Below are 21640 nucleotides of genomic sequence, written 5' to 3'. Positions count from 1 at the left end.
AGTTTTAAAAAGAAGAGCTCATTACAATTCAGACTCAGTTCTTTTTAAATATAATATTAATTTTTTAGCTTTAAGAAGTTTATAATATCATAATTTTTCGTTGATGAAGCGGATAAACTGATTCCACCAAACTTTTAAGAAGAAGGCTTTTTCAACTTTCTTTTCTGCTACCATTTCAAAACTAGGACGTTCTGTGGTGATGTAACCTTGACCAATCAAGTCCTTGTCTTCATAAGTCAAATGTCCAACCACAGTTCCGGCTTCAAGTGGTGCTGGTATTGCCTTAGAATCAGGTGTGAATTGAATAGTTTGGGACGATTGTCCCCCAACACGTTCAATTAGAGTGATATCATCTTTGGCAACAGCAGTGACAGTATCTTCTTTTCCATCTTGTACAGGGGCTTTGCTATCTTGATAAGCATCACCTTTCTGAACGATTTTACGAAGTGTGAATGTAGAAGAGATATAATCCATTAGTGAAGATGTAGCTGTGAAACGAGCGTAAGGATTATTGTCTTGATGATCTGCATTCAAAACAACTGTGATAACCCTCATCCCTTTTTCGACGGTAGTACCAACAAAAGATTCTCCAGCCTTGTCTGTTGTCCCTGTCTTAAGTCCATCAAAACCACCACGATGAGCAGGCATGCCTTCTAACATATAGTTGGTAGAAGTGATTGTCATTCCAGCAAAAGTAGAAGAAGTTTTTTTGGTGATTTCCAAGACTTGTGGGTATTTTTTGATGAGGTTGCGAGCAACGATAGCGACATCATATGCACTGAGTTTATTTTCCTCATCTTTTTTAGAGCCTGGGTAAATGTTATCCCCTAGAGTCTCATTGTTAAGGCCCGTTGTATTAACAACAGTGGCATCCTGAATTCCCCATTCCAAGAGTTTTGCACGCATCATATCGACGAAATCTTTTTCTGAGCCAGCAATTTTCTCAGCTAGGGCTATAGCTGCACTGTTAGCACTGGATACTAATGTTGCTTCAAGTAGTTGTTCGACGGTATAATTACGAGCCTCCATAGGAACGTTACTCGCTTCAGAATTTGTCGTTAATTTGTATGGATAATCAGAGATATCTACCGGAGTTGATAGTGTAATACTACCGTTTTCCAAGGCTTCATAGACAAGATAAACAGTAATCAATTTTGTGATCGAAGCAATTTCAACTGGCTGGGTTGCATCTTTCTCATAGAGAATTTTACCGGTATTTGCCTCAACAGCAATTGCATGTTTAGCAGCAATATTAAAATCTTGAGCATCAACAGTAGATGCTGCCCCAATAACGGAAAGGCTTAGGAGAGTTAAAATTATTTTTTTCATAGTAAGTTTATTCTATCATAAAGAAAAAAATATTCCCAGTTTCATGATATAAGAAAGAAGCTTTTTTGAAAGTGTGGTAAAATAGATGAATGGAGGTACTTCATGTTTCGTAAGAATAAATTATTTTTTTGGACCAGTGAGATTTTACTATTAACCATCATCTTTTATTTATGGAGAGAGATGGGAGCGATTATTACACCTTTTGTAAGCGTCGCAAACACTATCATGATTCCCTTTCTTTTAGGTGGTTTTTTATACTATTTGACCAATCCTATTGTAAATTTTTTACAAAAGTATTTCAAAATTAACCGTATCATTGGTATTCTACTAACCTTGTGTGCCTTGGTTTGGGGGCTAGTTATTGGAGTAGTCTATCTCTTACCGATTTTGATTAATCAGTTGACCAGTTTGATTGCAACAAGTCAGACAATTTATAGTCGTTTGCAAGATTTGATTGTGGATTTATCTACTTATCCAGCCTTTCAAAATTTAGATATTCAAGCGACTATTCAACAGTTAAATCTCTCCTATGTAGATATTCTACAAAATATTCTAAATAGTGTTACCAATAGTGTTGGAAGTGTCCTATCTGCGCTCTTTAGTACTGTTTTGATTATTATCATGACCCCTGTATTTTTAATTTATTTTTTGTTAGATGGTCACAAATTCTTGCCGATGCTTGAGCGTACTGTTTTAAAGCGAGATAAGTTACATATTACAGGTCTTTTAAAAAATTTGAATGCTACAATCGCTCGCTATATTAGTGGAGTTGCCATTGATGCGATTATTATTGGCTGTTTGGCCTTTATCGGATATAGTGTAATCGGTTTGAAATACGCTTTGGTTTTCGCTATCTTTTCAGGATTAGCCAATCTCATTCCTTATGTAGGACCAAGTATTGGTCTGATTCCGATGATTATCGCCAATGTCTTTACTGATCCCCATAGAATGCTGATTGCAGTTGTTTATATGCTGATTATTCAACAAGTGGATGGAAATATTCTTTACCCTCGAATCGTTGGTGGTGTGATGAAGGTTCATCCAATTACGATTTTAGTATTACTTTTGTTATCAAGTAATATCTATGGTGTCATTGGTATGATTGTCGCAGTACCAACCTATTCTATCTTAAAAGAAATTTCTAAGTTTTTATCACGCTTGTATGAAAATCATAAAATAATGAAAGAACGAGAAAGAGAATTAGCTAAGTAAAAGTCAGGAAATTCCTGATTTTTCTTTTTCATTAAAGAAGTGATAGGAGTAGAATTACCGTTTAGATTAGCAGATTAAGAATAATTCACAAAAACTTTGTAAAACACTTGCAATTTAGCTGAAATTTGATAAAATAGTAAGGAAAGTTAGACTGTATTGCCTACTGTCTATCTATAAAATATATTTTATTGGAGGCTTTTACTCAAATGGCAAAAGAAAAATACGATCGTAGTAAACCACACGTTAACATTGGTACTATCGGACACGTTGACCACGGTAAAACTACTTTGACAGCAGCTATCACAACTGTTTTGGCACGTCGCTTGCCTTCATCAGTTAACCAACCTAAAGACTATGCGTCTATCGATGCTGCTCCAGAAGAACGCGAACGCGGTATCACTATCAACACTGCGCACGTTGAGTACGAAACTGAAAAACGTCACTACGCTCACATCGACGCTCCAGGACACGCGGACTACGTTAAAAACATGATCACTGGTGCCGCTCAAATGGACGGAGCTATCCTTGTAGTAGCTTCAACTGACGGACCAATGCCACAAACTCGTGAGCACATCCTTCTTTCACGTCAGGTTGGTGTTAAACACCTTATCGTCTTCATGAACAAAGTTGACTTGGTTGACGACGAAGAATTGCTTGAATTGGTTGAAATGGAAATCCGTGACCTATTGTCAGAATACGACTTCCCAGGTGACGATCTTCCAGTTATCCAAGGTTCAGCTCTTAAAGCCCTTGAAGGTGACACTAAATACGAAGACATCGTTATGGAATTGATGAACACAGTTGATGAGTACATCCCAGAACCAGAACGTGACACTGACAAACCATTGCTTCTTCCAGTCGAAGACGTATTCTCAATCACTGGACGTGGTACAGTTGCTTCAGGACGTATCGACCGTGGTATCGTTAAAGTCAACGACGAGATCGAAATCGTTGGTATCAAAGAAGAAACTCAAAAAGCAGTTGTTACTGGTGTTGAAATGTTCCGTAAACAACTTGACGAAGGTCTTGCCGGAGATAACGTAGGTGTCCTTCTTCGTGGTGTTCAACGTGACGAAATCGAACGTGGACAAGTTATCGCTAAACCAGGTTCAATCAACCCACACACTAAATTCAAAGGTGAAGTTTACATCCTTACTAAAGAAGAAGGTGGACGTCACACTCCATTCTTCAACAACTACCGTCCACAATTCTACTTCCGTACTACTGACGTTACAGGTTCAATCGAACTTCCAGCAGGTACTGAAATGGTAATGCCTGGTGATAACGTGACAATCGACGTTGAGTTGATCCACCCAATCGCCGTAGAACAAGGTACTACATTCTCTATCCGTGAGGGTGGACGTACTGTTGGTTCAGGTATGGTTACAGAAATCGAAGCTTAATTCGATTTAGTTCCCAGAAGAACAATTATTTAAGTCAGACACTAAAAGAATCTGAGACAAAATAGTTCTCAGCCACAAAAAAGCTAGAGATTTCCAATTGCGGAACTCTAGCTTTTTAAAAGGCTCTTTGTCAACTGTAGTGGGTTGAAGAAAAGCTAAGCTCGAGAAAGGACAAATTTCGTCCTTTCTTTTTTGATGTTTAGAGCGATAAAAATCCTTTTTTTGAAGTTTTCAAAGTTTCGAAATCCAAAGGCATTGCGCTTGATAAGTTTGATGAGATTATTGGTCGCTTCTAATTTGGCGTTTGAATAGGGTAGTTGAAGGGCATTGACAATCTTCTCTTTATCTTTGAGGAATGTTTTAAAGACAGTCTGAAAAAGAGGATGAACCTGCTGCAGATTGTCTTCAATGAGTCCGAAAAATTTGTCAGGCTTCTTGTCCTGAAAGTGAAACAGCAAGAGTTGATAGAGATGGTAGTGGTGTTTCAAGTCCTCTGAATAGCCCAAAAGCTTGTCTAAAATCTCTTTATTCGTCAAGTGCATGCGAAAAGTAGGACGATAAAAACGTTTATCGCTAAGTTTACGACTATCCTGTTGGATGAGTTTCCAGTAGCGCTTGATAGCCTTGTATTCATGAGACTTTCGATGAAACTGATTTATGATTTGGACACGCACACGACTCATAGCACGGCTTAAGTGTTGAATAATGTGAAAGCGATTTAGAACGATTTTAGCACACGGAAAAAGTTTTCTAACTAAGTCATAGTAGGGACTAAACATATCCATAGTAATGATTTTCACCTGACAACGAACGGCTCTATCGTATAGAAGAAAGTGATTTCGGATGACAGCTTGTGTTCGTCCCTCAAGAACAGTGATGATATTAAGATTATCAAAATCTTGCGCAATGAAACTCATCTTTCCCTTTGTAAAGGTATACTCGTCCCAGGACATAATCTGTGGAAGGCGAGAAAAATCATGCTTAAAGTGAAAGTCATTGAGCTTGCGAATAACAGTTGAAGTTGAAATGCCAAGCTGATGAGCAATATCGGTCAAAGAAGTCTTTTCAATCAGCTTTTGAGCAATTTTTTGATTAATGATACGAGGGATTTGATGATTTTTCTTTACTAGAGGAGTCTCAGTGACCGTCATTTTAGAGCACTGATAGCACTTAAAACGGCGTTTTTTAAGGAGAATTCTAGTAGGCATACCAGTTGTTTCGAGGTAAGGGATCTTAGACGGTTTTTGAAAGTCATATTTCTTCATTTGACTTCCACAATCAGGACAAGATGGGGCATCGTAGTCCAATTTAGCAATGATTTCCCTGAGTGTATCCCTATTGATGATATCTATAATTTGGATATTGGGGTCTTTAATGTCGAGTAGTTTTGTGATAAAATGTAATTGTTCCATATGATTCTTTCTAATGATAGTTTGGTCGCTTTTCATTATAGATGATATGGGACTTTTTTTCTACAACAAAATAGGCTCCATAATATCCATAGGGGATTTACCCACTACAAATATTATAGAGCCTTTAATTTTGAGTCGTTCTCTTATTGTATTTTAGGAGGTTATTGGCCATAAGTACCAATCCCATGTCAATTCTCACTTGACGCTTCCCTCTCAGATTACATCTCTTGTAACCCAAACAAGCCTTTATCTGCCCAAAGACAGGTTCAACATCAATCTTGCGTTGAGCGAAAATCTGTTTACCTTCGGGAGATAAAAGCGCCTGACATTCTTTAGCTTTCAAGTTTTGATAGCGTTCGTTCATATACAGTCCCTTTTGAGGGGCTGATTCAGGTTCATAAGCGTAGTAAACCTTGATTTTCTGTTGAAAGTCTGTCTGTGTTTTCTGATGTTTGGTATGGTGAAAACGATAATACCAGCCGTCAGGATGTGTGTAGCTATCCTCCTTGTCATTATAGTACCAATTACCTAAGTTTCTATCCGACTGTTTATACCCTCTCTTCTGTTCCTTGTCAAACATGGCATATTTAATCAGATGGTTCACCCCCTTTTCATCTAAACGAAGGAGGTTCTCTTCACTTCCATATCCAGCATCTGCAACAACTGTCTTCAAGTCATGCGGATAGGTTTCAAGGAATGGCAGAAGAGTCTTGGTGTCTGTCGGATTTGAGAAGACATCATAGTGAAGAACAAATTGGTTTTCAGTAGCGATTTGAAGATTATAAGCAGCCTTGAGTTGGCCATTTTTCATATAATCTTCTTTCATTCGCATAAAAGTGTCATCTGGATCGGTTTTGGAAAAGCTGTTGCGCCCTTCAAATGTCTCTTGATACTTCTCATACTTTTCAGCACGTACTGAAAAATCCTCCTTGACTTTACGCAAGACTTCCTTGAGTTTACGACGCGGGGTTTTACGTTCATCCTTCCCTTTAACGGGTGTCTCCTCAATGTCCTGGTTCAATTTTTTCAATTCTTCTTCAAGGACTTGAGCGAATGCAAGCAACTGCTCTGAGGAGGTAGGCTCTTGTGTATCCAGTTCGATAGCTTGATAGATAAGGGGAGTGATTTCTTCTTGAAAATAGTTCTGTATCTGTTCTTGCAGTTTGGCGGAGAATTTCTCTGTCGCTTTCTTCCACACAAAACTATACTTGTTGGCATTGGCTTCAATCTTAGTCCCGTCAATAAACAGACAATTTAAGGTCACTAACTCTTCCATTTTTAAACGAAGATTGAGGTCCATGAAAAGATTACGTATGAGTTCTTCCATCTCTTCAGCGACTCGAAAACGATTGATGGTGCGGTAGCTGACAACCAACGGTCCTGTTAGGTACTGCATAGCGAGGTTTTCAATCATCATTTTTTCGATTTTTCGTCCAGAGAAAATCCCTTGTGAATAGGCAAATAGAAGAGTAGCTATAAGCATTTTAGGGTGATAAGACAGGCGACCAAAGGCATGATAGAAGGCATGGAAGTGACAATCCTCCAAGGTATTCACCACTTTTTCAATAGTAAAGACGAGATGGTCTTGTGGTAAGAAAGAACTGATTTCTAGTGGTAAAGTTGTTTGATTTTTGTTATAGTGAATATGCATGGGATGGCCTTTCTAAATGATTTATTAAGCAATTCTATTTTACCAAGACTATCGTAACCATGCAAAAAAGCAACGGCAAATCCGTTGTTTTTTTGGGAAATAAGGGACTATTGTCCCAGACTCTTTTTTCATTATGTGACTATTAATCCGACTAGCTCCGTAAGATGTAAGAAAAATAAATGATGGCTGTGAAGCATTTTTACTTTTCATTGAAAAGTGTTTTGAGAAAGATTTCAGCTTATTTTGAGTGGAGTAGTTTTGAAAATATAAAAAAGACAAACACTAAAATGATGTTTGTCTTCTCTGGTGTGTAACATCCGTTAGATGGATAGTTATAATTGTGTTAATTAGCAAAACTGATGCAGACCGCTTCTGGAACATGGAAGTCGTTGGAAAGTTCTGCTAGACGACCAGTTTCAGGATTGCGTTTAAAGACGGTTGCATTGTCAGAGTCTTGATGGATAGCAATGACAAATTCTTGATCCGGTGTCAAATCAAAATCACGTGGAGTCTTACCATGCGTTGGAACGATTTCTAATAACTCTAAGCTACCGTCCGCAAGAATTGTATATACTACGATAGAATCATGACCACGGTTAGAAGCGTAGAGGTATTTACCATCTTTAGAGAGACGAATAGCAGCAGTTCCATTAAATCCTTCGTAACCGTCTGGTAGAGTTGAAATGACTTGCATGCGTTCAAATTCACCAACACCATCGTAGATTAGAACCTCGATAGTGCTATTGAGTTCACAAATGAGATAAGCGATTTTATAATGGTTATGAAAAATAATATGGCGTGAGCCTGCTCCTGGCTGGCTATGATAGGTATAGAGCTTAGATAATTTTCCTTCTGAATCAAGATCATAAGTAATTACTTGGTCAGTACCCAAGTCGCAGGTCACTAGATAGTGGTCAGGTGTTAAATCTGTATAGTGAACATGTGGAGAAGCTTGATTTTCATGTGGACCTTGGCCACTGTGTTGATCAACATCACTAAGTAGAAGACGACCATCTTCCTGACGTTTATAAACAAGGACCTGTCCCTTGTGGTAATTTGCCGCGTAAACCAAATCACGCTTTTCATCAACGGCAACATAACAGTGGGGGGCTCCCTCTTCAACGACGTGATTTAATAAGTTACCATTAGTTTGATAGGCTGCAATTCCCCCCTTATCGTCTTGACTACCAACAGTGTATAAATGTTGGTGCTGGTCAAAGGCAAGGTAGGTTGGACTTGGCTCAGTAGCAAAAAGTTCTAGATTTGAAAGCTGACCAGTTTCTGTATCGAAGTCTGCCTTGTAAATCCCTTGGGAAGTACGACGTGTATAAGTTCCAAAATAAACAGTTTCTTTCATAACTTTACCTCTATATAAAGATAAGACTATTATATCACAAAAATGCTACTATGAAGAAATCAAGATTAGCAAGAGCTTTACCTAATTCTTTTGATGATAATATTAGAAATGTTTTCATTGATTTACTTAATAAAAGTGCTATAATAATCTTATACAAATTGCAAAGGAGTTTTTTATGAAAAAACGTGTTTTCTTAGCAGCAGGAGTTGCTGTACTCTCGGCAGCAGTGCTAGTAGCGTGTTCATCTGGTAATGGTAATAAAGAAGCAACTAAAGAAGCAACTAAACAAGCAACTAAACCAGTTACTTATGCCTATGTATTCTCATTAGATCCTGTTACTTTGGATTATACAGTTTCTGGTAATGTCAGCACTAAACAGATTACAGGTAATGTTATTGATGGATTATTAGAAAATGATCAATATGGGAATCTGGTCCCATCAGTTGCAGAAGATTGGACTGTTTCCAAAGATGGTTTGACCTATACCTATAAAATCCGTCAGGGTGTCAAGTGGTATACCAATGAGGGAGAGGAGTATGGTGAAGTTAAGGCTCAGGATTTTGTAACTGGTCTTAAGCATGCAGCTGATAAGAAATCACAGGCTCTCTATTTGGTACAGGATTCTATCAAAGGATTGGATGACTATGTAAATGGGAAAACAACAGATTTCTCAACCGTAGGCGTGAAAGCAACAGATGATTATACTGTTGTTTATACTTTGAACCATCCAGAATCTTTCTGGAATTCAAAAACAACAATGGGAGTCCTTGCTCCCGTGAGTGGAGATTTTTTGGCATCTAAAGGAGATGATTTTGGTAAGGCCACTGATGTAACGAGTATACTATACAATGGGGCATATCTTCTTAAGGGGCTTACTTCGAAATCTTCTATCGAAATGACCAAAAACCAAAATTACTGGGATAAGCAAAATGTCTTTATTGATGATATCAAGTTATCATTCTTTGATGGTCAAGATGCAGACTCTCTAGGACGTGGTTTTGATGAGGGACATTATCCAGCTGCTCCACTCTTTAAAAACTCTGCCAACTATGAACGTCTAAAAGAAAAATACAAGGATAATATTGTATATGGTCAACAAAGAGGTGGCGTATTCTATATGTCTACTAATATTGATCGTGTGTCATACAATCATACTGCTAAAACAAGTGATGTAGAAAAATCCTCTACTAAGAAAGCACTTTTAAACAAAGATTTCCGTCAAGCCTTGGCATTTGCGGTAGATCGTAAAGCAGGGATCTCTCAAGTATTTGGTGATGAAGTAGGACCTCGTAAGTTACGGACAAGTTTCACTCCTCCAACATTTGTTCAAGTAGGAGATCAAACATTTGGTCAAGTAACTAAGATAGAATTGGATAAATTGGATAATGTCTGGAAAGATGTCAGTCTTGATGATGCGCAAGATTCACTTCATAACGTAGACAAGGCTAAAGCTAAGTTTGAATCTGCTAAGAAAACTCTTCAAGCTGATGGAGTACAGTTCCCAATTCATTTAGATCTTCCAGTTTCATCGATTCAGACAGATTTTATCCATCAAGCTCAGTCTTATAAACAATCCATTGAAGAAGCCTTGGGCTCTGAAAATGTAGTTGTTGATATTCAACAGGTTTCTGATGATGAATTGGGAAACATGACTGTTCTAGCAACATCAAATAATAATGTTGATTGGGACATTAATGTTAATAGTGGTTGGAGTCCAGATTATGCAGATCCATCAACTTATCTAGATGTATTTGATCCAACTTCAGGTCCAAGTCTCCTCGGCTCTCTTGGTGTAGCACCAGGAACAGACAATCCAGCCATTAAAACAGTTGGATTGGATAAATACAAAGGATTGATTGATGATGCAAATAGTGAAAAAACAGATCTGCAAAAACGTTATTCTAAATATGCTAAGGCGCAAGCTTGGTTAACAGATAGTGCTCTAGTTATTCCTGTACACTCAGACGGTGCCCAAATGTTAGTAACGAAGAAAGTATTAGGTAGTGGTGCTGATGGTTGGATTGGTGACAAAACAGGAGATAACAGTTATAAATATCTTAAACTCCAAGATAAAATTGTCACTTCCAAAGAAATGGATGAGTTCCGCAAGAAATTTGCTGATGAAAAAGGCAAATCCAATGCTGATTATCAGAAGAACTTAGACCGTCATATTCAAGACTAATCAAATCTCCTCTTTTGAGGGGATTTTTTATGTTGCTGTCTCCATGTAAGCACTTTAAAAAAGAGTTATTTTGATTTAAAAATGGTATAATGAGAGAACAATAGAAAGGAAGTATTTATGGAGCAAAAAGAGAAACATTTTAGCCTATCTTGGTTTTTCAAGTGGTTTTTGGATAACAAGGCCATTACGGTATTTTTGGTAACCTTATTATTGGGACTCAATCTGTTTATTTTAAGTAAGATTAGTTTTCTATTTTCACCTGTTTTAGATTTCTTGGCAGTTGTGATGTTGCCAGTCATTCTATCTGGTTTACTATACTATTTATTGAATCCTATTGTTGATTGGATGGAGAAGCATAAGATTAATCGCGTTATCGCAATCAGTATTGTCTTTGTCATCATCGCTCTCTTTATCATTTGGGGCTTGGCAGTAGCCATTCCAAATCTGCAACGTCAGGTTTTAAGTTTTGCAAGGAATGTTCCAGTCTACCTTGAAGATGCTGATCGAGTTATTGATGATTTGGTCACCAAGCGTTTACCAGATGATTTCAGACCTCAGTTAGAACAAGTTTTGGCAAACTTCTCAAGTCAGGCTACAGTTTGGGCAAGTAAGGTTTCATCTCAGGCAGTCAACTGGGTGAGTGCCTTTATTAGCGGGGCTTCTCAAGTGATTGTTGCCTTGATTATCGTTCCGTTCATGCTCTTTTATCTCTTGCGTGATGGGAAAGGATTGCGTAACTATTTGACCCAATTCATGCCAACGAAATTGAAAGAACCTGTTGGACAAGTTTTATCAGATGTGAATCAGCAGTTGTCTAATTATGTTAGAGGACAAGTAACAGTGGCTATTATTGTTGCGGTAATGTTTATGATTTTCTTTAAAATCATTGGTCTACGCTATGCGGTTACGCTGGGTGTTACTGCTGGTATCTTAAATCTGGTTCCTTATTTGGGTAGCTTCTTAGCCATGCTTCCTGCCCTAGTATTGGGCTTGATTGCTGGGCCAGTCATGCTTTTGAAAGTAGTGATTGTCTTTATCGTAGAACAAACTATTGAAGGCCGTTTTGTCTCTCCATTGATTTTGGGAAGTCAATTAAACATCCATCCCATTAATGTTCTCTTTGTTTTGTTAACTTCAGGATCCATGTTTGGTATCTGGGGAGTCTTGCTCGGTATTCCAGTTTATGCCTCTGCTAAGGTTGTCATTTCAGCGATTTTTGAATGGTATAAGGTAGTCAGTGGCCTATATGAACTAGAAGGAGAGGAAGCTAAGAGTGAACAATAGTCAACAGATGTTACAGGCTTTGGAAGAGCAAGATTTAGTTAAGGCAGAACATTATTTCGTCAAAGCTTTAGAAAATGATTCAAGTGACCTTCTGTATGAGTTAGCTACTTATCTTGAAGGAATTGGTTTTTATCCTCAGGCCAAGGAAATTTACCTGAAAATTGTAGAAAATTTTCCAGAGGTTAATCTTAATCTAGCAGCTATTGCTAGCGAGGATGGTCAAATCGAAGAAGCCTTTGCTTATCTTGAGGAAATCCAAGCTAACAGTGACTGGTATGTTTCGGCTTTGGCTCTGAAAGCGGACCTTTACCAGCTGGAAGGTTTGACAGATGTGGCGCGTGAGAAATTATTGGAGGCCTTGACTTACTCAGAAGATCCTCTCTTGATATTGGGATTAGCAGAATTGGATAGTGAGTTGGAAAATTATCAAGAGGCCATTCAAGGCTATGTTCAGTTAGATAATCGCTCGATTTATGAGCAAACAGGCATTTCCACCTATCAACGGATTGGCTTTGCCTATGCCCAGTTAGGGAAATTTGAAACGGCTACAGAGTTTTTAGAAAAAGCCCTGGAGTTAGAATACGATGACCTAACAGCTTTTGAGTTGGCCAGTCTTTACTTTGATCAAGAAGAATACCAAAAGGCCGTCCTCTATTTTAAGCAGATCGATACCATTTCTCCTGACTTTGAAGGCTATGAATATGGTTATAGTCAGGCCTTGCATAAGGAACATCAGGTTCAAGAAGCCCTGCGTATTGCTAAGCAAGGTTTGGAGAAAAATCCTTTTGAAACAAGACTCTTGTTAGCAGCTTCACAATTTTCTTATGAATTACATGATGCTAGTGGTGCAGAAAATTATCTCCTTACCGCTAAAGAAGATGCTGAGGATACAGAAGAAATCTTGCTTCGTTTGGCAACTATTTATCTAGAGCAGGAGCGTTATGAGGATATTCTAGACTTGCAGAGCGAGGAACCAGAAAATCTTTTGACTAAGTGGATGATTGCTCGTTCTTATCAAGAAATGGATGATTTGGATACTGCCTATGAGCATTACCAAGAGTTGGCAGGTGATTTGAAGGACAATCCAGAGTTTCTGGAACACTATATCTATCTCTTACGTGAATTGGGCGACTTTGAGGAAGCAAAAGTCAATGCTCAAACTTACTTAAAACTGGTTCCAGATGATGTGCAAATGCAAGAACTATTTGAGAGATTGTAAGAATATATTTTTAAAAACTGTATCTAATCATTTTTGATAATAAAATCTAAAGGCTATTTTATCTATTGTATGATGAGAGTATATTTGAGTTGTTGTGTTTGTATTCGAGTTTCCAATATAAGACATAAGAAGTGAGATAAGTAATATTTTTAAAAGTACAATCTTAGACTTTATAGTAAAAGAAAAAGTTCTCATTTCATAAGTGACAGATTGAATAGAAAGTCCTTAGACTAAAAGTTTCTAAGGGCTTTTCTTTGTGTGAAATCGCAAAATAGAGGTAAGAAAAGTTGTGAGATGTTTGCCATTTTTCATAAAAAAACGAGACTAAGATTGCAATCATGTTGATTATTACACGCTAGAGGAACTCGTTCCGTAAGACTATATTCTTCGTCAGGTTGAGTCAGTTCTCGATTTTCCTTCATCTATGATTTAATCGAATCCAATAACCACAAATATACTTACCAAGTGTTAGATAATCAAGCTAATTTTATAAGTGAGCAACTGGAAGTTTAGATTGACTTAGATCGGAAAAAGCACGGAAAAAAGGGTGGGAAAGCTTTTTTATTTTGCATTGAAAAGTATTTTATAGATGTTTCAACTTATTTTAAGTATAGTAGCGTAGAGAATACAAAAAAGACAAACACTAAAATGATGTTTGTCTTCGGTCTGAGGTTCCTATGAAATGAGAACCTAGTTATAATTAGTTTTTTGAAGCTGCTTGGAATTCTGGGTTTTTCCATGCTTCGTCAATGATAGCTTGCAATTCTTTAGCAGATGCTTGCATTTTTTGAGTTTCTGCGTCGTTCAATGGAATGTTTACTGGACGAACGATACCATGTGCACCAACAACAGCTGGTTGACCGATAAAGACGTTTTTAACTCCGTATTGACCTTCTTGGAATACTGAAAGTGGAAGTACTGCGTTTTCATCGTCAAGGATTGCTTTAGTAATACGAGCAAGGGCTACTGCGATACCGTAGTATGTTGCACCTTTTTTGTTGATGATTGTGTAAGCTGCGTCACGAACACCTTCGAACAATTCAATCAATTCAGCTTCTTGAACATTTTGAGTGTCTTTAAGGAATTCTTCAAGGTTTACACCAGCGATGTTAGCGTGTGACCAAACAGCGAACTCAGAGTCACCGTGTTCACCCATAATGTAGGCGTGCACTGAACGAGCATCAACATCCAATTTTTCAGCAAGTGCTTGACGGAAACGTGCTGAGTCAAGTGAAGTACCTGAACCGATAACACGTTCTTTAGGGAAACCAGAGAATTTCCAAGTTGAGTAAGTCAAAACGTCAACTGGGTTAGCAGCAACAAGGAAGATACCTTTGAAACCTGATTCAACAACTTGAGTTACGATTGATTTGTTGATAGCAAGGTTTTTACCTACAAGGTCAAGACGAGTTTCACCTGGTTTTTGAGGCGCACCTGCAGTGATTACAACAAGGTCAGCGTCTGCACAGTCAGAGTATTGAGCTGCATAGATTTTTTTAGGTGAAGTGAAGGCAAGGGCGTGACTAAGGTCAAGCGCGTCACCAACAGCTTTTTCATGCAATTGTGGAATTTCGATAATTCCAAGCTCTTGTGCAATTCCTTGGTTAACAAGTGCAAAAGCGTAAGAAGAACCTACAGCACCATCACCGACAAGGATAACTTTTTTGTGTTGTTTAGTTGAAGTCATTATTCTAAACATCTCCTTAATTTTATTCAGGGATTTCCCCAGTTATTTTAATTCTATCACTTTTAAAAAGCTTTGTCACGGATATGCATTTCAGTTCTTGATGTAAACGTTTTAGTGGTTTTAGATACCTGAAATATAGTGGACATTATGGTATAATATAGTTAATTACTAATAGTGAAATGAGGCATTTATTAATGCAGGATAGAAATTTAGTGAATGTCAATCTGACAAAGGAGATGAAGACGAGTTTTATCGATTACGCCATGAGTGTTATCGTAGCGCGAGCTCTTCCTGATGTTCGAGATGGCTTGAAACCGGTTCACCGTCGGATTCTCTATGGAATGAATGAATTGGGTGTTACTCCAGACAAACCCCATAAAAAATCTGCTCGTATTACAGGGGACGTCATGGGTAAATACCACCCACACGGGGATTCCTCTATCTATGAAGCCATGGTCCGCATGGCTCAATGGTGGAGCTACCGTTACATGCTTGTAGATGGGCATGGAAACTTTGGTTCCATGGATGGAGATGGTGCTGCCGCCCAGCGTTATACTGAGGCACGCATGAGCAAGATTGCTCTGGAGATGCTTCGTGATATCAATAAAAATACAGTTGATTTCGTCGATAACTATGATGCCAATGAACGTGAACCCTTGGTCTTGCCTGCACGTTTTCCAAACCTTTTGGTCAATGGAGCAACTGGTATTGCCGTTGGGATGGCGACCAATATTCCCCCTCATAACTTGGGTGAAACTATTGATGCTGTGAAGTTGGTCATGGACAATCCTGAAGTGACCACTAAGGACTTGATGGAAGTCTTGCCTGGTCCAGATTTTCCAACAGGTGCCCTTGTCATGGGGAAATCAGGCATTCATAAGGCTTATGAAACAGGTAAAGGTTCTATTGTCCTTCGTTCTCGTACTGAAATTGAAGAAACTAAGACTGGCCGTGAGCGCATCGTTGTAACAGAATTTCCTTACATGGTCAACAAAACCAAGGTTCACGAGCATATTGTTCGCTTAGTTCAGGAAAAACGTATTGAGGGGATTACAGCAGTACGTGATGAATCTAACCGAGAAGGTGTTCGTTTCGTGATTGAAGTTAAGCGCGATGCCTCAGCAAATGTTATCCTCAATAACCTCTTCAAGATGACCCAGATGCAAACTAACTTTGGTTTCAATATGCTGGCGATTCAGAACGGTGTACCGAAAATCTTGTCTCTTCGTCAGATTTTGGATGCTTATATTGAGCACCAAAAAGAAGTAGTTGTTCGTCGTACTCGTTTTGATAAGGAAAAAGCAGAAGCACGCGCTCATATCTTAGAAGGTCTCTTAATAGCACTAGACCATATCGATGAAGTGATTCGTATCATCCGTGCTAGTGAAACGGATGCGGAAGCACAAGCTGAGTTGATGAGCAAGTTCAAGCTTTCTGAACGACAAAGTCAGGCTATCCTTGATATGCGTCTTCGTCGTTTGACAGGTTTGGAACGCGATAAGATTCAGTCTGAGTATGATGACCTCTTGGCTCTGATTGCAGATTTAGCAGATATTCTTGCTAAGCCCGAACGTGTTTCTCAAATCATCAAGGATGAATTAGATGAAGTTAAGCGTAAGTTTGGAGATAATCGTCGTACAGAGTTGATGGTGGGAGAAGTCTTGACTCTTGAAGATGAAGATTTGATTGAAGAATCGGATGTCTTAATTACACTTTCTAACAAAGGCTACATCAAACGTTTGGATCAAGGAGAATTCACTGCTCAAAAACGTGGTGGTCGAGGTGTCCAAGGGACAGGCGTTAAGGATGATGATTTTGTTCGTGAGTTAGTGTCAACCAGCACCCATGATCACCTACTCTTCTTTACAAATAAAGGACGTGTCTATCGCCTGAAAGGCTATGAAATTCCTGAGTATGGTCGTACAGCTAAGGGCTTGCCAATCGTCAATCTTTTGAAATTAGATGAAGGTGAAAGTATCCAGACCATCATCAATGTTGAGTCTGAACGTAGTGATGATGCTTATCTCTTCTTCACAACCCGTCATGGTATTGTGAAGAGAACCAGCGTTAAGGAATTTGCTAACATTCGTCAAAATGGACTTAAAGCACTGAATCTTAAAGATGAAGATGAGTTGATTAATGTCTTACTAACAGAAGAGGAAACGGATATTATCATTGGTACCAAGTTTGGTTATGCAGTTCGCTTTAATCAATCAGCTGTTCGTGGTATGAGTCGTATCGCCACTGGTGTGAAAGGTGTTAACCTTCGTGACGGAGACACAGTTGTTGGTGCTAGTGTGATTACAGACCAGGACGAGGTTCTTATCATCACAGAAAAGGGCTATGGTAAGCGCACAGTTGCGACCGAATATCCAACTAAAGGTCGTGGTGGTAAAGGGATGCAAACCGCTAAGATTACAGAAAAAAACGGTTCTCTTGCTGGACTTATGACAGTTAAAGGCGATGAAGATTTGATGATTATCACTGATACTGGTGTCATGATTAGAACCAACGTTGCCAATATTTCACAAACAGGTCGCTCAACTATGGGAGTTAAAGTGATGCGCCTGGACCAAGATGCTAAAATTGTGACCTTTACGACGGTTGCAGCGGCAGAAAAAGAAGAAGTTGGGACTGAAAACGAAATAGAAGGTGAAGCATAATGTCTCATAAAAAGAACAAAAAGAAAACAAACCGTAAAAATTTACTAATCAATTTCTTGGCAGGGTTTTTAATCATCTTGTCAGTGGCTTTGATTTTCAATTCAAAAATTCGTGATATGTTCATGGTTTGGAATACCAATAAATACCAAGTCAGCCAGGTATCAAAAGAAAAATTGGAAGAAAATCAAGATACAGAAGGGAATTTTGACTTTGATTCCGTAAAAGCCATCTCGTCAGAAGCTGTCCTATCCTCACAATGGGATTCGCAAAAATTGCCTGTTATTGGTGGGATTGCTATTCCTGAAGTAGAAATTAACTTACCTATTTTTAAAGGTCTTGATAATGTCAATCTCTTCTATGGAGCTGGTACAATGAAGCGTGATCAAGTGATGGGGAAAGGAAACTATTCACTTGCGAGCCATCATATCTTCACGGCGGAAAATGCCAGTCAGATGCTATTTTCTCCATTATCACGTGCTAAAAATGGAATGAAAATTTATCTAACTGATAAGGATAAGGTTTATACCTATGTCATTCATGAGGTCAAGCATGTAACACCAGATCGTGTGGATGAGATTGATGACCGTACTGGAGTTGATGAAATCACACTTGTAACCTGTGTTGATTATGATGCGACAGAACGTATTATCGTAAAAGGTGACTTGAAAGATACAAAAGATTATTCACAAACACCTGAAGAAATTCTAACAGCTTTCAATCAACCATATAAACAGCGCTATTAATAGTTAAAGAATCAGTAAACATTTTATTTTACTGGTTCTTTTTATATTGCTTTATAAGCATGCTAAGTAATGATAAATCAATACAAATACTAGCATTTTTGAAAAACAATTACCTATTTTAATATTTTTTGTTATAATACTAAATATAAAAAAATTGGAGACGTTTATGAGTTCGTCAGAGTTTATTTCGAAGATTGATTATTATTGCCACAAGAAAGAAAGTCTTTTCAAGCAAAGTAAGTTAAAGTATGCAATTCGTTCTATGTTTGCAGGTGCTTTTTTAACCTTCAGTACAGCTGCTGGAGCTATTGGTGCGGATTTACTTAATAGTATTGTTCCAAGTAGTGGGTATTTCCTGTTCCCATTTGTTTTTGCTTGGGGGCTGGTTTATATCGTCTTTTTAAATGCGGAATTGGTAACTTCCAATATGATGTATTTAACAGCAGGTGCATTTTTGAAAAAGATTGATTGGAAAAAGGCAATGATTATTTTACTCTATTGTACTTTGTTTAATCTCATTGGTGCTTTGGTGGCTGGATGGGCCTTTGCCAACTCGTCAGCCTTTTCGCATTTGACCCATGATAGTTTCCTTCCTAAGCTTGTAGCCAAGAAATTGGCGCGTCCAAGTGATTTAGTCCTGCTTGAGGGAATTCTTGCCAATGTATTTGTAAATATTGCCATTCTCTCATCTATATTAGTCAAAGACGGTGCTGCCAAACTATGGATCATTTTATCAGCTATTTCCATGTTTGTCTTCTTGTCCAATGAGCACATCGCTGCCAATTTTGCTTCCTTTAGTATTATGAAATTCAGCATGATTGCTAATCAAGTACCTCACTTTGATCTTCCAAATATCCTTCGACATTGGGGTGTAACCTTTATTGCTAACTTTATAGGTGGAGGTCTTCTGATTGGTTTACCGTATGCCTTTCTAAATAAGAATGAAGATACATATGTTGATTAAGAAGAGTCAGTGTATCAGGGAGAATCAGAACGATTCTCTCTTTTTCTTTGACAAAATAGGCTTGCAGAGAAAATCGTTTTGTAAATTGTAACAACAAAATATATTAAATAGAATAAAAGTTATTCCATGCAATCTTTATATTCTAATAATTAAAAATTCTAAAAGCTTGTTATTAAAACAATGTAAACGATTGCTGGATTTATAAATTTATTAAAAATACAATTAGGAAAGGCTTTTCATTATATCGATTTTATGTTATAATTATCACAAATAAAAGTTTTAGGAGTTTATTATGGTTTCTTCAGAATTTATCTCAAAGATTGAATTTGCTTGCAAGAAGAAGGAAAGTCTTTATAGTCAAAGCAAATTTAAGTATGCGATTCGTTCTATGTTCGCAGGTGCATTTTTAACCTTCAGTACTGCTGCTGGTGCAGTTGGGGCTGACTTGATTAATAAAATTGCACCAGGTAGTGGACGCTTCCTCTTCCCATTTGTCTTTGCTTGGGGCTTGGCCTATATTGTTTTCTTGAATGCCGAGTTGGTAACATCAAACATGATGTTCTTGACTGCTGGTAGTTTCTTGAAAAAAATCTCTTGGAGAAAAACAGCTGAGATTTTACTTTACTGTACCTTGTTCAACCTTATCGGAGCCTTGATAGCAGGTTGGGGCTTTGCCCACTCAGCAGCCTATGCACATCTGACTCACGATAGTTTCATCTCAGGGGTTGTTGAGATGAAGTTAGGCCGTTCAAATGAATTAATCTTGCTTGAGGCGATTTTGGCAAATATTTTCGTTAATATTGCGATTCTTTCATTTGTTTTAGTCAAAGATGGCGGCGCTAAACTATGGCTCGTTTTATCAGCGATTTACATGTTTGTATTCTTAACAAATGAGCACATCGCTGCGAACTTTGCTTCTTTCGCGATTGTAAAATTCAGTGTTGCTGCTGACTCAATTGCCAACTTCGGTGTTGGGAATATGCTTCGTCACTGGGGTGTAACCTTCATCGGAAACTTTATCGGAGGAGGCCTCTTGATGGGTCTTCCATATGCCTTCCTCAATAAAAATGAAGATACTTATGTAGATTAAGAAAATGAGTACGATTGAGTCGTGCTTTTTTCATTTTTAAAATAAGGTAATAGTTATTTATTATATCAAAATATAGAAAATTGATATTGGTAAACTATACCTTAAGGTGCTACAATATCCTTAATCAAATTATTTGGAGGTCGTCTTATGACTCGTGATTTTAAATTTGAAACCTTACAATTGCATGCTGGGCAAGTTGTGGATCCAGCTACCAAGTCTCGTGCAGTACCGATTTATCAAACAACATCCTTTGTTTTTGATGACACGCAGGAAGGTGCCGATTTGTTTGCCTTGAGAAAACCAGGGAATATTTATACTCGTATTACAAATCCTACAACAGCTGCCTTTGAAGAAAGAATTGCTGCTCTTGAAGGTGGTGTTGGAGCTCTTGCAACAGCATCAGGTATGGCTGCAGTGACTTATACGATTTTGGCACTTGCCCATGCTGGTGACCATGTAGTGGCTGCTTCGACTATTTACGGTGGAACCTTCAATCTCTTGAAAGAAACCCTTCCTCGTTATGGGATCACAACAACCTTTGTCGATGTGGATAATTTGGAAGAAGTGGAAGCAGCTATCAATGACAATACCAAGCTTGTCTTGATTGAAACCTTGGGTAACCCCTTGATTAACATTCCAGATTTGGAAAAATTGGCAGAGATTGCTCACAAACACCAGATTCCTCTTGTTTCTGATAATACTTTTGCTACACCTTATTTGATTAATGTCTTTTCTCACGGTGTAGATATTGCCATTCACTCTGCGACTAAGTTTATCGGTGGGCATGGTACGACTATTGGAGGAGTGATTGTCGATAGTGGTCGTTTTGACTGGGCGGCTTCAGGAAAATTCCCTCAATTTGTTGAGGAAGACCCAAGCTACCACAATTTGAGCTATACTCGTGATGTGGGTGCAGCAGCCTTTATTATCGCTGTCCGTGTTCAATTGCTTCGTGATACAGGTGCAGCCTTGTCGCCATTTAATGCCTTTCTCTTGCTCCAAGGACTTGAAACGCTTTCACTTCGTGTGGAACGCCATGTGCAAAATGCAGAGAAAATTGTTGATTTTCTTGTAAATCATCCTAAGGTAGAAAAAGTCAACTATCCAAAATTGGCTGATAGTCCTTACCATGCTTTGGCGGAGAAATACTTGCCAAAAGGTGTGGGATCAATCTTTACCTTCCATGTCAAAGGTGGGGAGGCAGAAGCTCGCAAGGTAATTGATCATTTAGAAATCTTCTCTGACCTTGCAAATGTGGCAGATGCCAAGTCTCTTGTTGTTCACCCAGCAACAACTACTCACGGTCAATTGTCAGAAAAAGACTTAGAAGCCGCAGGTGTCACACCAAACCAAATCCGCTTGTCTATCGGTCTTGAAAATGTAGAAGATTTGATTGAAGACTTGCGCTTGGCCTTGGAAAAAATTTAAAGTAAAAGAAGATAAA

Annotated in this window: 15 protein-coding genes and 1 pseudogene; 11 read left to right on the top strand and 5 right to left on the bottom strand. The window is 38.3% G+C overall.

Features of this window, described 5'->3' with window-relative positions; genetic code table 11:
* Positions 1-87: 87 nt before the first annotated feature.
* Positions 88-1329 (bottom strand): D-alanyl-D-alanine carboxypeptidase PBP3, encoded by a 1242-nt coding sequence (gene pbp3 / locus ACLV7W_RS06520; RefSeq protein WP_411865660.1) that lies wholly within the window; start codon positions 1327-1329, stop codon positions 88-90.
* 102 nt (positions 1330-1431) lie between these two features.
* Between pbp3 and ACLV7W_RS06515 the strand changes: the two genes are divergently transcribed.
* Positions 1432-2541: an AI-2E family transporter gene (locus ACLV7W_RS06515; protein ID WP_045606283.1), complete on the top strand. Its 1110-nt coding sequence runs from the start codon at positions 1432-1434 to the stop codon at positions 2539-2541.
* 206 nt (positions 2542-2747) lie between these two features.
* Positions 2748-3944, top strand: coding sequence for an elongation factor Tu (tuf, locus tag ACLV7W_RS06510; RefSeq protein ID WP_001040726.1), 1197 nt, complete (start codon positions 2748-2750; stop codon positions 3942-3944).
* Positions 3945-4099: 155 nt separating this feature from the next.
* Here tuf and ACLV7W_RS06505 read toward each other — a convergent pair whose 3' ends face one another.
* Complete coding sequence (locus ACLV7W_RS06505) at positions 4100-5356, bottom strand: ISL3 family transposase (protein WP_411865659.1); 1257 nt, start codon at positions 5354-5356, stop codon at positions 4100-4102.
* A gap of 124 nt (positions 5357-5480) precedes the next feature.
* Positions 5481-7007 carry an IS1182 family transposase gene (locus ACLV7W_RS06500; protein WP_411865658.1) on the bottom strand — a complete coding sequence of 509 codons (1527 nt, stop codon included), beginning with the start codon at positions 7005-7007 and terminating at the stop codon, positions 5481-5483.
* On the opposite strand from ACLV7W_RS06500, the pseudogene ACLV7W_RS06495 reads away from it, so the two are divergent.
* A pseudogene (locus ACLV7W_RS06495) lies at positions 6968-7153 on the top strand (hypothetical protein). The gene ACLV7W_RS06500 and the pseudogene ACLV7W_RS06495 sit on opposite strands and share 40 nt — an antisense overlap.
* 197 nt (positions 7154-7350) lie before the next feature.
* On the opposite strand, the gene ACLV7W_RS06490 reads toward ACLV7W_RS06495, so the two are convergent.
* Positions 7351-8364 carry a lactonase family protein gene (locus tag ACLV7W_RS06490; RefSeq protein WP_411865657.1) on the bottom strand — a complete coding sequence of 338 codons (1014 nt, stop codon included), beginning with the start codon at positions 8362-8364 and terminating at the stop codon, positions 7351-7353.
* Positions 8365-8539: 175 nt separating this feature from the next.
* Between ACLV7W_RS06490 and ACLV7W_RS06485 the strand changes: the two genes are divergently transcribed.
* From ACLV7W_RS06485 to ACLV7W_RS06475, 3 genes are all read left to right on the top strand, one after another.
* Positions 8540-10546: a peptide ABC transporter substrate-binding protein gene (locus ACLV7W_RS06485; RefSeq protein ID WP_411865656.1), complete on the top strand. Its 2007-nt coding sequence runs from the start codon at positions 8540-8542 to the stop codon at positions 10544-10546.
* Between the two features lie 117 nt (positions 10547-10663).
* Complete coding sequence (locus ACLV7W_RS06480; protein WP_261037043.1) at positions 10664-11830, top strand: AI-2E family transporter; 1167 nt, start codon at positions 10664-10666, stop codon at positions 11828-11830.
* Positions 11820-13049 carry a tetratricopeptide repeat protein gene (locus ACLV7W_RS06475; protein ID WP_411865655.1) on the top strand — a complete coding sequence of 410 codons (1230 nt, stop codon included), beginning with the start codon at positions 11820-11822 and terminating at the stop codon, positions 13047-13049. The genes ACLV7W_RS06480 and ACLV7W_RS06475 overlap by 11 nt, the downstream gene beginning before the upstream one ends.
* A gap of 700 nt (positions 13050-13749) precedes the next feature.
* Here ACLV7W_RS06475 and ACLV7W_RS06470 read toward each other — a convergent pair.
* On the bottom strand, positions 13750-14736 hold the full coding sequence (locus ACLV7W_RS06470) for an L-lactate dehydrogenase (RefSeq protein ID WP_000204728.1): 987 nt from the start codon (positions 14734-14736) through the stop codon (positions 13750-13752).
* A 194-nt stretch (positions 14737-14930) separates the two neighbouring features.
* On the opposite strand from ACLV7W_RS06470, the gene gyrA reads away from it, so the two are divergent.
* The 5 genes from gyrA to ACLV7W_RS06445 all read left to right on the top strand — a co-directional run bounded on the left by gyrA (position 14931) and on the right by ACLV7W_RS06445 (position 21624).
* Complete coding sequence (gene gyrA / locus ACLV7W_RS06465) at positions 14931-17399, top strand: DNA gyrase subunit A (RefSeq protein WP_261073732.1); 2469 nt, start codon at positions 14931-14933, stop codon at positions 17397-17399.
* A complete protein-coding gene (locus ACLV7W_RS06460; protein WP_261221494.1) occupies positions 17399-18142 on the top strand; it encodes a class A sortase in 744 nt (247 codons plus the stop codon). Before gyrA ends, ACLV7W_RS06460 begins: the two co-directional genes overlap by 1 nt.
* A gap of 166 nt (positions 18143-18308) precedes the next feature.
* Positions 18309-19106 (top strand): formate/nitrite transporter family protein, encoded by a 798-nt coding sequence (locus ACLV7W_RS06455; protein WP_411865654.1) that lies wholly within the window; start codon positions 18309-18311, stop codon positions 19104-19106.
* A 292-nt stretch (positions 19107-19398) separates the two neighbouring features.
* Positions 19399-20196: a formate/nitrite transporter family protein gene (locus ACLV7W_RS06450; RefSeq protein ID WP_000254773.1), complete on the top strand. Its 798-nt coding sequence runs from the start codon at positions 19399-19401 to the stop codon at positions 20194-20196.
* Positions 20197-20343: 147 nt separating this feature from the next.
* Positions 20344-21624, top strand: a complete 1281-nt coding sequence (locus ACLV7W_RS06445) for an O-acetylhomoserine aminocarboxypropyltransferase/cysteine synthase family protein (protein WP_000196318.1) — start codon at positions 20344-20346, stop codon at positions 21622-21624.
* Positions 21625-21640: the final 16 nt, after the last annotated feature.

Source organism: Streptococcus mitis (assembly GCF_965111735.1).
GTDB classification, from domain to species: Bacteria; Bacillota; Bacilli; order Lactobacillales; family Streptococcaceae; genus Streptococcus; species Streptococcus mitis_DR.
This window is presented reverse-complemented; position numbering and strand designations above follow the sequence as displayed.